This window comes from Chitinophaga sp. CF118 (assembly GCF_900112615.1).
Lineage (GTDB): Bacteria > Bacteroidota > Bacteroidia > Chitinophagales > Chitinophagaceae > Chitinophaga.
In genome coordinates, this window is the sequence record NZ_FOMK01000007.1 from 178,438 (window position 1) to 191,406 (window position 12,969).

11 protein-coding genes are annotated in these 12,969 nt (G+C 42.8%); 6 read left to right on the top strand and 5 right to left on the bottom strand.

Annotated features, from left to right (window positions below; all coding sequences use genetic code 11):
* Nucleotides 1–130: 130 nt before the first annotated feature.
* Nucleotides 131–1,762 (top strand): M1 family metallopeptidase, encoded by a 1,632-nt coding sequence (locus BM176_RS23920; RefSeq protein WP_090106868.1) that lies wholly within the window; start codon nucleotides 131–133, stop codon nucleotides 1,760–1,762.
* Nucleotides 1,763–1,773: 11 nt separating this feature from the next.
* Here BM176_RS23920 and BM176_RS23925 read toward each other — a convergent pair whose 3' ends face one another.
* Together BM176_RS23925 and BM176_RS23930 are read right to left on the bottom strand one after the other, a co-directional pair.
* Nucleotides 1,774–2,433, bottom strand: a complete 660-nt coding sequence (locus BM176_RS23925) for an NADPH-dependent F420 reductase (protein ID WP_090106869.1) — start codon at nucleotides 2,431–2,433, stop codon at nucleotides 1,774–1,776.
* 104 nt (nucleotides 2,434–2,537) lie between these two features.
* On the bottom strand, nucleotides 2,538–3,275 hold the full coding sequence (locus BM176_RS23930; protein ID WP_090106870.1) for a menaquinone biosynthetic enzyme MqnA/MqnD family protein: 738 nt from the start codon (nucleotides 3,273–3,275) through the stop codon (nucleotides 2,538–2,540).
* 155 nt (nucleotides 3,276–3,430) lie between these two features.
* On the opposite strand from BM176_RS23930, the gene purB reads away from it, so the two are divergent.
* Nucleotides 3,431–4,768, top strand: a complete 1,338-nt coding sequence (gene purB, locus BM176_RS23935; protein WP_090106871.1) for an adenylosuccinate lyase — start codon at nucleotides 3,431–3,433, stop codon at nucleotides 4,766–4,768.
* 268 nt (nucleotides 4,769–5,036) lie between these two features.
* Here the strand turns inward: purB and BM176_RS23940 are convergent, their stop codons facing one another.
* Nucleotides 5,037–5,393, bottom strand: coding sequence for a YraN family protein (locus BM176_RS23940; RefSeq protein WP_090106872.1), 357 nt, complete (start codon nucleotides 5,391–5,393; stop codon nucleotides 5,037–5,039).
* Between the two features lie 85 nt (nucleotides 5,394–5,478).
* Here BM176_RS23940 and manA point away from each other — a divergent pair, with 85 nt between their 5' ends.
* Together manA and BM176_RS23950 are read left to right on the top strand one after the other, a co-directional pair.
* Complete coding sequence (gene manA, locus BM176_RS23945) at nucleotides 5,479–6,699, top strand: mannose-6-phosphate isomerase, class I (RefSeq protein WP_090106940.1); 1,221 nt, start codon at nucleotides 5,479–5,481, stop codon at nucleotides 6,697–6,699.
* 26 nt (nucleotides 6,700–6,725) lie between these two features.
* Nucleotides 6,726–7,310, top strand: a complete 585-nt coding sequence (locus BM176_RS23950) for a DUF6580 family putative transport protein (RefSeq protein WP_090106873.1) — start codon at nucleotides 6,726–6,728, stop codon at nucleotides 7,308–7,310.
* Between the two features lie 85 nt (nucleotides 7,311–7,395).
* On the opposite strand, the gene BM176_RS23955 is transcribed toward BM176_RS23950, so the two are convergent.
* Both BM176_RS23955 and lepA read right to left on the bottom strand, forming a co-directional pair.
* Complete coding sequence (locus BM176_RS23955; protein ID WP_090106874.1) at nucleotides 7,396–8,967, bottom strand: M1 family metallopeptidase; 1,572 nt, start codon at nucleotides 8,965–8,967, stop codon at nucleotides 7,396–7,398.
* A 551-nt stretch (nucleotides 8,968–9,518) separates the two neighbouring features.
* Nucleotides 9,519–11,309 carry a translation elongation factor 4 gene (gene lepA / locus BM176_RS23960; protein WP_090106875.1) on the bottom strand — a complete coding sequence of 597 codons (1,791 nt, stop codon included), beginning with the start codon at nucleotides 11,307–11,309 and terminating at the stop codon, nucleotides 9,519–9,521.
* A gap of 131 nt (nucleotides 11,310–11,440) precedes the next feature.
* On the opposite strand from lepA, the gene BM176_RS23965 reads away from it, so the two are divergent.
* Together BM176_RS23965 and rocD are read left to right on the top strand one after the other, a co-directional pair.
* On the top strand, nucleotides 11,441–11,701 hold the full coding sequence (locus BM176_RS23965) for an acyl-CoA-binding protein (RefSeq protein ID WP_177230522.1): 261 nt from the start codon (nucleotides 11,441–11,443) through the stop codon (nucleotides 11,699–11,701).
* Nucleotides 11,702–11,735: 34 nt separating this feature from the next.
* The gene (rocD, locus tag BM176_RS23970) at nucleotides 11,736–12,968 is read left to right on the top strand and encodes an ornithine--oxo-acid transaminase (protein WP_090106876.1); all 1,233 of its coding nucleotides are present in this window, start codon (nucleotides 11,736–11,738) and stop codon (nucleotides 12,966–12,968) included.
* The last annotated feature ends 1 nt before the right edge of the window (nucleotide 12,969 follow it).

Consider the following 12,969-nt stretch of genomic DNA (forward strand, 5'->3'; position numbering starts at 1 on the left):
TGTTTAAATTCAAGTAAAATGTGAGGTGCTTCTTAAATTTAAGATTTATCATTATGTTTCCTATTTATAATTAGCCCTTTAGCATTCAAATGAAAATTAATATCTTTCCGTTATTAAATACCATTTTTTTATGCGTGGCATACCTATGCTTTTTGTGGTTTTGATGATGGGACTTACCGCCAGTGCCCAGCTAACTTTTACCCGGGCTGATACCCTAAGGGGTAGTATTACTCCTGCCCGTGCCTGGTGGGATGTGCAAAATTACGATCTCCATATCAATGTATTTGCAGGAGACAGCACCATTACCGGCTTCAATATAATCACTTATGCAATATTAAAAACTGATAGTATCATGCAGATAGATCTCCAGGTACCAATGGAGATTGACAGCATTACTCAGGACGGACTGAAGCTGGCTTATGAAAGGGAAGGTAATGCCATTTTTGTCCGCACAATGAATAAACAATCTGTAGGTTCTACCAAGAAAATCGGGATTTATTACCGGGGAAAGCCTAAAACAGCAGTAAATCCACCCTGGGATGGGGGCTTTATGTGGAGAAAGGATGAGCAGGGCCGCCCCTGGATCGCAACTGCCTGTCAGGGATTAGGAGCCAGCTCCTGGTGGCCCTGTAAAGACCATCAGAGTGATGAGCCAAATGATATGACCATCAGCATTACCATTCCTCCTTTGATGGTTGCAGTATCAAATGGCCGGTTGAAAAAGAAGTTCGATAACCTGGATGCTACCACCACTTTTGTATGGTATGTGAGCAACCCTATTAATAATTATGATGTGGCGCTGAACGTGGGCAGCTATGTGGAAATCAAAGATACTTACCAGGGAGAAGCCGGAAACCTGGACCTGTCTTACTGGGTAATGGACTATAATAAAGATACCGCAACAACACATTTTGCGGTGGTAAAAACTATGCTGCACTGCTTTGAATACTGGTTTGGCAAATATCCTTTTTATCAGGACAGCTATAAACTGGTAGAATCCCCTCATCTGGGCATGGAACACCAGAGCGCTGTGGCCTATGGCAATAAGTTCAAGATGGGCTATTCCGGAAAAGATCTTTCCGGTACAGGATGGGGACTGAAATGGGATTTCATTATTGTCCATGAAAGCGGTCACGAGTGGTTCGGGAATAACATTACCAGTAAGGACATTGCTGATATGTGGATCCATGAAAGTTTCACCAACTACTCAGAAACCCTTTTTACAGAATGCGAGTACGGACCTAAAGCTGCTTTTGAATATATAACCGGGATCCGTAAAAATATCAAGAATGACTTTCCGATTGTAGGGGCATATGATGTGAATAATGAAGGTAGTGGAGATATGTACTACAAAGGAGCAAATATGATCCATACTATCCGGCAGATCGTTAATGACGATGGCATGTTCCGTGATATTCTGAGGGGAATGAATGAAAGATTCTATCACCAGACGGTTACCGGGATGGATATCGTAAACTATTTTAATGAGAGGACAGGGATGAATTTCAATAAGGTATTTGAGCAATACCTGCTGCATACTACCATCCCAACACTGGAATATCACTTTAACGGTACCCAGTTGCAGTTTCGCTGGGTGACTGATGTTGTTGATTTTAATATGCCTGTAAAGGTTACCTTAAATGATAATGGCTACCAGTTTATTTATCCGGGAAAGAAGTGGCAATCAACGACTTTTACTATGTCTGATAAAAAGGAGTTTAAAGTAGATCCTAACTTCTTTATCTATACGAAAGAGCGATAATTCATTTCATATTATTTTACCATTAGCTTAAACGCATGCGTCCAGGTGCCTGTGCGGAAACCGTATGCATACCACAGGATGCTCAGCGGCTCAATATTCCGGCTCATTTCGATACTTCCCATATCGACCACATCATGCCAGCCCATTTCGGCCAGCAGGTTGATGACGGTAGCCTTAGCTGCGCGTTTATTACCGCAGATAAACATCGTAGGTGCATTCTGTTCCTCCATAGGACGGAACATCGATTCATGACCAATACAACTTAATGCTTTCACTACATATGCATCCGGAGGCAACCATGCCTGTAGCTGCTCGCCGGCAGAATTATTATGCCCAATGGAAAAGGATAATCGTCCCTGCTGATCCGGACCCTTACCATCCAGGGGATTTGTTACATCCACAATTACTTTATTCTTGAAATTCCACAACCCGGCAGATTCAATGGCTTTCTGGGTACCGGCCCAGCTTGTGCAGATCACTAAGAGCTCTCCCTGAGCCGCAGCATCGCGAAACGGAACAGTGGTTACCTGTGGTCCCAGTTTTTTTGCCCATAGCTGTAATGATTCTTTAGATGGATTGCGGGTCCCCAAAACAACTTCATGACCTGCCATTACTAATCCTTCACCTAACGTAAGTCCTACCGGGCCACTGCCGAGTATGCCAATTTTCATGTGTCAGGAATTTGAGTGAACAGAAAGGAGGTCTAATATAACTAAAAAAGCTGAATATATACCGTGAATTACGTTATACATTCAGCTTTTACTGTATGTTCGCCCTATCTTAAAAAGCTCAGAAACTTCTGCATCCCCTGTCTTTTGGCGGGGGTGAGCGGAAAACTGATATTTTGTGTGTAGTAGGTAGTCAGGTCGTATATGGGGTAAGGATTTTCTGCCACTACTGCCGGTATATTATTGATACCGATTGCATTAGCATTACTGAACTGCTGAATGAATTCAACATCCAATGCTTTATTGCTGATCCAGGCTGCAAATACAAACGGAAGGCTGGTAAAGCGCATCCAGTGTTCTGCAAGATCATAAATGTAAGGAGAATGACGACGTTGTTCCAGTGCACGGTCGCCAATCACAAGACCGGCATCTGTACCTTTGATCTTATCCTGAAAAGCGCCTGAAGTTTCTACCAGTTCAACTGAAAGTTTCCAATAGTCCCGAACCAGTACTTTCAGCAAAGCAATAGAAGAACGGCTCTGATAATCAAGATAAATGCGTTTAATCTCCTGCATTGGCACTTCACTAAAAAGACAAACTGATGCTACTGGTCCCTCTGCTCCTATGCAATAATCAGAAATAATATGATACTCTTTTAATTTCGGAATGATCGCTACCGGAACAAGCGCTACATCTACCTCTCCGTCAATCAGTTGCTGCGCTATCTTTGCCGGGTAATCCATACTTAATTCGAGCATATTCATCACCGGGTGATCTCTGAATCCGTATAATAATGGCTTGGTATTCAAATAACTTACTGCCGCTACTTTTACTTTCCGTTCCAATTTCAGTAATTTTGCCGGCTAAAATAGGCAAATTTTAGTTTCCAGTGATTAGTTATCCGCTTTCAAAAGAATCTCCTGATGAAATATTGAACCAGATGAGGTAATCTTGCAAGCTGGAAACCAATTAGTTTGGAGCTAACTTATAAACTAACATTATGCAATTACAATCTTTAACTGCTATTTCTCCGCTGGATGGGCGTTACCGTAAACAATTGGAAGAACTGGCCCCGTATTTTTCAGAATTTGCACTAATCCGTTATCGTGTGCAGGTGGAAATTGAATACTTTATTGCCCTTTCAGAGCAAAAGCTGTTTTCAATTTCTAAACCACAGATAACAGCTCTTCGCAAAATATACCAGGAGTTCACCATTGAGAATGCCCAACTGATCAAAGAAACAGAAAAGGTGACCAATCATGATGTTAAAGCTGTTGAATACTTTGTAAAGAACGAACTGAAAGGCCTGGGACTGGAAGACAAACTGGAATGGGTACACTTCGGCCTTACTTCACAGGATATCAATAATACCGCTACGCCGCTGTACTGGAAAGAAGCAGTAGAAAATATCTATATGCCTGCTATTTCCAACCTTGTACTTGCTCTTAAAAAGATGGGCAAATCCTGGATGAAGATCCCCATGCTGGCACGTACACATGGACAACCGGCCTCCCCGACCATACTGGGTAAAGAGATCCTGGTGTTTGTGGAAAGACTGGAAGGACAGATCAGCCTTTTCGGCAATATCCCTTTTGCTGCCAAATTCGGCGGTGCTACCGGTAATTTCAATGCGCACTATGTTTCATTCCCAAAAACCAACTGGGAAAAGTTCGGTGATAAGTTCGTTAACAATACTCTCGGACTGCAAAGAATGAAATTTACTACCCAGATAGAGCATTACGATAATCTGGCAGCACAGTTTGATACATTGAAACGCATCAATACAATTCTTCTGGATTTCTGCCGTGATATCTGGCAGTATATCTCTATGGATTACTTCAAGCAAAAAATCAAGGCGAACGAAGTAGGTTCCTCAGCAATGCCACATAAGGTGAACCCAATTGATTTTGAAAATGCAGAAGGTAACCTGGGACTGGCCAACGCTCTGTTTGAGCACCTGAGCGCCAAATTGCCTGTTTCCCGCCTGCAGCGTGACCTTACGGATTCTACTGTGCTGAGGAATGTGGGTGTACCCTTTGGGCATACTATCCTGGCATTGAAATCCGTACAGAAAGGAATGGATAAACTGATTCTGAATGAGGCGAAACTGCATGAAGACCTGGAGAATAACTGGGCTGTAGTTGCAGAAGCGATCCAGACCGTATTACGCAGGGAGAATTATCCGCAGCCTTACGAAGCGCTGAAAGCACTGACCCGCGGAGGAGAACAGATTACACAGAAAACAATGCATAAGTTTATAGATGGATTGAAGATAAGTGCAACGCTGAAGAAAGAGTTGAAAACAATTACTCCACATAACTACACCGGGATCTGGTAGGCTTTATCGCTTTTTTAACGCCCATCTGGCTCCTGACGGAGTTAGATGGGCGTTTTTGAGATTATTTTTGTTGGGGCATAAATTGCTATTAGTCTTTAAATACACTACATCTGCCTGTTCAGTTTTTTAATTTGGCTCTGGGATAAGGTTTTAGATTTGATCTTTATTAAACTTCACCTAATCATCACGGTAGATAAGGTATATTTAAAGACTAATAGCAATAGCACTTTTTCAGGAATCTCACTCTGTTCCAGGTATAGGGAAATATTTAAAAAGCATCTTCCATATGTAATAATTCATGTGTGCCATCTGACTGAAATGTAATGGAAATTATATCAAAACGGATGGCCTTGGGAGGTTGGGCAATTCGATCAATATATACTTCGGCCGCCGCCTGTATATGAAATCTCTTCCTGGCATTTACCTTTTGCTCTGGCCAGCCATAAAGATCATTGGATAATGTTTTAACTTCAAAAAACACCAGGCAGCCCGGCTGACTGGCAATAATATCAATTTCCCGGCGTCTATGCCGCCAGTTGGTATGGAGTACCTGATAATTGGCCTTAAGAAGATATTCCTGTGCCAGGAGTTCTCCTTTTTTGCCCAGATCGAGATGGGATGCCATTTAAATTTAACTATTTTTGAGCTCCCGTGAAGAAGGCTCTGGGTTAACAAAAATTGAAAATACAAACAATTATAACGCATTAAGCATGAGTGAGAAGAAATTATTTCGACTGGATGGTAAGGTTCAACATTATGCCTGGGGAGGCTTTCATTACATTCCTGCGTTGCTTGGAATTCCTGAAAGCACAGAGCCGAGTGCAGAATATTGGATGGGGGCACATCAGAGCGCTCCTTCTGTAATACATACGAATGGCGAAAAAACAACGCTTGATCAACTGGTAAAAGCCAATCCTGAAAAAGTGCTGGGTGCTAAAGTATGGGAGCGTTTCGGAGAACTTCCCTACCTCCTGAAAATTCTGGATGTAAAAGATATGCTGTCTATCCAGGTGCACCCTACCAAAGTGGAAGCAGAGAAAGGTTTTGCCAGGGAAAATGCAGCAGGGATACCGCTTAATGCATCTAACCGTAATTATAAAGATGATAATCATAAGCCGGAAATCATGGTGGCCCTCAGCGAGTTCTGGCTGCTGCATGGTTTTTTACCGGAAGATAAACTGAAGAAAGTATTACAGACTGTTCCGGAGTTTTCTTTCCTGGTTCCGGTTTTTGAAAAAGAAGGTTATTACGGCCTGTATAAGGTGGTAATGGAAATGCCTCAGGAAGAAGTGAACGTATTGTTACATCCACTGGCAGAAAGAGTCCTGCCCGATTATAAGGCTGGCAAGCTGCATAAATCAGACCCGGCGTTCTGGACAGGAAGGGCTATCGAAAACGATCCCAAAGGACTGGACCGTCTTGACAGGGGTATCTTCTCTATTTATTTCTTCAATATCATGCAGGTACAGCCAGGTGATGCCGTATTCCAGGATGCAGGCATTCCGCACGCTTATCTTGAAGGGCAGAACGTAGAGCTGATGGCTAATTCCGACAACGTTTTACGCGGTGGTCTTACTCCCAAACATATTGATGTGCCTGAATTGCTGAAGCATACCCGTTTTGAAGCCGTACATCCGAAAATCCTACAAGGTGATAGCGTAAAAGGCGGACTCGAAAGTATTTATAACTCTCCCGCTCCTGATTTTGTGGTAAGTAAAATTACCCTGAAAGCTGGTCAGCGCTATGAACATACCAGTGAGGCGACAGAAATCATGCTCGTGCTCGAAGGCGATGCTGTAATTACAGGCGATGATAATCAGCCTGTTGAGCTGCAAAAAGGACAGTCAGTCGTTACTTTCTATAAGGCTGCGTATCATATTCAAAGCCAGGCCGGTACAATTATTTATAAGGCCAGTGTACCAGTGAAATAAGTATCTTTGTTTAAATAATCTACACCATGAAGAAGGATTCGATTCAGGAAAATGTAATCATTGCCTCATTGATATTCCTGGCAATCATTTGTCGCCTTGCAACCAATCAATTGGAGTTGTGGAACTTTAACGCTTTAGGAGCCAGTGCCCTGTTTGGTGGCATTGTAATCAGAAATAAACGTCTGGCATATCTGTTACCGTTACTTACACTTTTCCTGACAGATGTATTCTTTCAGTTGTTTACCAGTATCCAGGGATTTTATGGTTTCCAGATGATATTCGTGTATGGCGCTTTTCTGCTCATTACCTGGATAGGTACTATTATCAGAAAGGTGAATGTACTCAATGTATTGCTGGCTGCCATTGGCACCGGTGTATTGTTCTTCCTGATCTCTAACTTTGGGGTATGGATGCTGTCTAACCTGTATCCTCCTACAGCGCAGGGATTGGTAGCCAGTTATGTTGCTGCTATTCCTTTCTACAGGAACGATCTGTTTGGCAGCTTTGCCCTGAATACAATTTTGGGTAATGTGTTCTTTACAGGTGTTTTGTTTGGCGCATGGGCATTAATCAAACAAACAACACTTCAGTCAAATAAACAACTGGCTTAGATAAATCATTGATAAATAATTAAAAAACGGGTGCTTGAAGTAATACTTTAAGCACCCGTTTTTTTGATCCCAGTTTTGTTGACATTTACCTACCAGGAAGTATCATTGTGATCTCTGCCAATAGATTTACCTGTGGATCTATCCGTATAATACCGGGATTCTGTTGTATTGGAATACTGATCGTTGTGATTCTATCTTTGATATTTACTTTACGTATAACCGCGTCAGTGCCGATGGTATATTCTAATGGGAATACGAATAACTGTTGCTGGCTTTGTGCTATTTCTATATTCAATGTCCCCTTGTCATATGTCCAGGAGACGTTAAGTGCTGGTATGTCTGCGGTTTCCAGCCATTGACTGAAAAATGATGCAAGTGATTGTCCGCTTACCTCTTCCATCACTTTCCGGAAATCCGTAGTATTGGCATTACGGCCATTATAAGTAGCAAAGTATAACCGGATCCCTTTCCAGAAGATCGCATCACTCAACTGACGCCGGAGCATGTGCAAAGCCCATCCACCTTTCTCATAACTGTTCACATTCAGCAATTGCATGTAGTGTCCTTTCACGGTGGTATCAATTACGGCCGTCTTTCTCTTCTTTGCAAATGCTATAATCTTTTTACGGTCGGTCCGTAATCCAGCCATTAGCGTATCTTTCCCATATTTACCTTCCATATAAAGATGGGTCATGTAGGTAGCAAATCCCTCACTGAGCCAGAGATGTTGCCAGTCTGTTTCCGTAACACCATCTCCAAACCATTGATGAGCAATTTCATGTGCCAGTAGCTTTTCAATCTGCTTTGACCCCACCGAGCCCTCTGCATAAAAAATTGCACTGGCATTTTCCATACCTCCGAAGATAGTTTTGGACTGTACATTGGCCAGTTTTTCAAAAGGATAAGGTCCTATCTTATTAATAAAGTAAGAAAGAATTTTGCCAGCCATCCCGTAATCACGAAAACCCTTTTGTTTGTTCTCAGGAAAAATATAGCTATAAACAGGAATCCCGTTTACATCTGCAGAGTGATCTATTGAAAAATCGGCTACTCCAACCGCCATTACCTTAGTAGGTAAAGGGATCTTTTCCCTGTAATGTGTTGTTTTAAGATGATGGGGTAATAACGTTTCTTTTATTTTTAGTCCGTTGGCCACAACCTGGTAATGGGCAGGTGCGGTAATAATAAAGTCTGTTGTTGCCTTATCGGCAGGATTGTCAATACATGGGATCCATTGATGAGCCCTGTCTGGCCAGTTATCAGAAAAGAAGGTCCTGCGTCCGTATTTATTGGTAGAGATAATCAGACCATCCTTGGGGATGCCAGCATATACAATGGTATAAGTATGCAGCTCTCCCTTTCGGGCCTGTACTGAAAGGCGAACGAAAGCACTATCCTGCAGGAAATTCATGGCTTTGGATGCTTCATGTACTGTGATGACTGTCATACCAGTATCCCCCTTTGCAGCACCCGTGAGATCCAGTAGCAACGTATCTGTATCCTCCAGGAACCGGACGGTGATCCCGGCAGTTCCGTTTATCTTATTTGTGGAATCATTGAAGGTCAGGGAAAACTGGTAATGTTGCACATCTGCCTGTTGAGCATGTGCAACCAGGCCGGTAAACAGGATTATCAAAAGTAAACAGGTTTTCATCATCAGCTTTATTATCCCTGGTTAATATAATAAAACTTCTATGAACCTTGTATATAATCGGTATGAAAGTCTTTAAATTCAGGCAGTAATCATTCTATCGGGTAAGAATTCAAATCCGCCGGGGTACAATATTTTCAGAAAGTAAAACATTGTAAACAATAGTCAGGATTACATCTCTTTATTGCCTTTATTGTTGTTTAGGTGAGTTCGGGGAGACACAATAGTGAGTCTATAGGTTGATCATACCTTGGACATTCGTTGGACATTGGTTGGACAATCTTTGATCAGGTATAACTGTTCAAAGATTCTCCAATGTATGGCCAAAATATGAAGCAAATATCCACTCACTTCGAAGACTCTTTTAATTTGTACTGAACTTTATGGAGGGCCTGGAAAGAAGAGGAAGCAATTACGTTCAGGCAGAAAATCACTGTATGAACTATTTTACGAATATACTGATTTGCAACTATTTGGAACAGACTTCAAAAGAAAAAGGCTGCCTTAATATACTTAAGACAGCCTTTTATTTTATCCCAATTTGATGTAAGACTTAATTAATCATCCAGTTTCAATACTGCAAGGAATGCCTCCTGTGGTATTTCCACATTACCTATCTGACGCATACGTTTTTTACCTTCTTTTTGTTTTTCAAGCAATTTACGTTTACGTGAGATATCCCCACCATAACACTTGGCTGTCACATCTTTACGCATGGCGCTGATGTTTTCACGGGCCAATACTTTAGCACCTACTGCAGCTTGAATGGCAATCAGGAATTGCTGGCGTGGCAACAGTTCTTTCAGCTTTTCGCAAAGCTTACGGCCAAATTCCTGAGCACGGCTACGATGGATCAATGCACTCAGCGCATCCACTTTCTCCTGGTTCAGGAGGATGTCCATCTTCACGATATCGCTATCGCGGTAACCGATAGGCGCATAGTCAAATGAAGCGTAACCACGGGTCTGGCTTTTCAGTTTATCGTAGAAATCGAATACGATCTCTGTCAATGGTATTTCAAAAATCAGCTCTACACGGGAAGGTGTGAGATACTGCTGATTCAGCAACATCCCTCTTTTACCCAGGCAAAGCGTCATAATATTACCAATATAGTCGGGTTTGGTGATTATCTGAGCCCTGATGAACGGTTCTTCAATACGTTCCAGGTTAGTAGGGTCCGGCATTTCCGCAGGATTGTTTACCGTTAAGGTTTCCTTCTTGGTGGTATGCGCAATGAATCCCACGTTTGGAACGGTTGTAATTACCGTCTGGTTAAACTCTCTTTCCAGGCGTTCCTGGATAATTTCCATGTGCAGCATTCCAAGGAATCCGCAACGGAAACCGAAACCGAGGGCCTGGGAAGTTTCCAGTTCAAAGGTGAGGGAAGCATCGTTCAGCTGGAGTTTCTCCATACAGTCGCGCAGTTCCTCGAAATCCTCTGTCGCTACCGGGTAGATCCCTGCGAATACCATTGGTTTCACCTCTTCAAACCCGTGGATAGATTCCAGGCTTGGGTTTGAACAAAGGGTGATGGTATCACCCACCTTCACTTCTTTTGCATTTTTAATACCGGTGATAATATAACCCACATCACCAGCTTTTACTTCTTTGGATGGTTGCAGGCCCATCTTCAGGATGCCCACCTCATCTGCAAAGTAATCCATGCCTGTATTGACAAAACGGATCTTGTCACCTTTTTTGATGACACCGTTAAAGATGCGATAGTAAGCAATGATACCACGGAAGGAGTTAAATACACTGTCGAAGATCAGCGCCTGTAATGGTGCTTCGTAGTTTCCCTTTGGAGCAGGGATACGGGAAACGATAGCTTCAAGGATCGCTTCGATACCGATACCCGTTTTACCGGATGCCAGCAGGATATCCTCCACTTTACAACCTATCAGTTCTATGATCTGATCCTGTACTTCAGGGATCATAGCACCTTCCATATCTATTTTATTAATTACGGGAATGATCTCCAGATCATTTTCAAGTGCCAGGTACAGGTTAGAAATTGTCTGTGCCTGGATACCCTGTGCAGCATCTACCAGCAGCAAAGCGCCTTCGCAGGCAGCCAGTGCACGGGATACCTCGTATGAAAAGTCCACGTGGCCGGGAGTGTCTATCAGGTTAAATACATATTGCTCACCATTGATGAAATAGTCCATCTGGATGGCATGACTCTTAATTGTAATACCTTTTTCACGTTCCAGGTCCATATCGTCCAGTACCTGAGCCTGCATATCTCTGTCAGATATGGTCTTGGTATGTTCTAACAGCCTGTCAGCCAATGTACTTTTACCATGGTCAATGTGCGCAATGATGCAAAAATTCCGGATATTCTTCATATATGCTTTTAAAACCAGACGTTTAAGCCGTCTTTAGTCAGGCCGCAAAGGTATTCAAAATTTTGCTATTCCGGCATACGTGAGGGGAGTGTATTTAGTTCTATTTGCCTACATTAGTAAAAAAAAACATCATGGATCTCCAACAGGAATTTGAAGCCGCAGCCTCGGCCAGTAAAGCCCTCCCCTCAAAACCAGACAATGAAACCCTGTTAAAACTGTATTCCCTTTATAAACAGGGAAATGAAGGCGATGTAAATGGAGAAGCGCCTGCCAATCCATTTGATTTTGTGGCCAAAGCTAAATATCAGGCATGGGAAGAATTGAAGGGAAAAACAAGGGAAGCAGCTAAACAGGAATATATCCAGCTCGTTAATAAATTACAGGGGAAATAAAAGATCACAGACATATTGACTAACTTTGGAGGGTATGTTACACACATTTAAGATTAGTGAGAAAACGCAGCATTACCTTGATCTGGAGGAGCAATATGGTGCGCATAATTATCATCCACTGCCAGTAGTACTGGACCGTGGTGAAGGGGTATTCCTGTATGATGTGGATGGGAAACGTTATTACGACTTCCTTTCCGGTTATTCGGCTGTTAACCAGGGGCATTGTCATCCTGCTATTATTAAAGCCCTGGTAGAACAGGCACAGAAGCTCACACTTACCTCCCGAGCTTTTCATAACGACCTGCTGGGAGAATATGCTGAATTCATCACATCTTATTTCGGTTACGATAAAGTACTTCCCATGAATACCGGTGTGGAAGCAGTGGAAACGGCGCTGAAATTATGCCGCCGCTGGGGATATGTGGTAAAGGGCATTCCGGAGAATAAGGCAAAAATCATTGTGTGTGCCAATAATTTCCACGGCCGTACGCTGAATGTGATTTCTTTTAGTACTGATCCTTCATCCCGGACAGACTTCGGTCCGTTTATGCCAGGGTATGAAGTGATTCCATATAATGACCTGCTGGCGCTTGAAAAAGCATTACAGGATAAAAATGTAGCAGGATTCCTGGTAGAACCTATTCAGGGGGAAGCTGGTGTGGTAGTTCCTGATGAAGGGTACCTGCTCAAAGTTCGCCAATACTGTGAGGATGCGCAGGTATTATTTATTGCGGATGAAATCCAGACAGGGCTCGCCCGCACAGGAAAAATGCTGTGTTGCGATCATGAAAATGTACGTCCGGATATCCTTATCCTGGGTAAAGCCCTTTCCGGCGGTACAATTCCTGTGGCAGCCGTACTGGCCAGCGATGAGATCATGCTCACCATTAAGCCGGGAGAACATGGCAGTACTTATGGCGGTAATCCATTAGCCTGTAAGGTGGCGATTGCCGCATTAACCGTGCTGAAAGAAGAAAAGATGGCTGAAAATGCGGAGGCAATGGGAATCCTGTTGCGGGCAGAATTGGCTAAACTCTCATCTCCATTCATTAAAACAATCCGGGGCCGGGGATTATTAAATGCAATCGTTATTCAGCATAACAACCCGGAAGCGGCCTGGGATCTTTGCCTTGAATTAAAAGATAACGGATTGCTGGCCAAACCTACCCATGGAGACAAAATAAGATTTGCACCTCCTTTGATCATTACAGCGGCACAAATAAAAGAATGTGTTGGGATCATTGCCAAGAGTCTGGAAACATTATAGT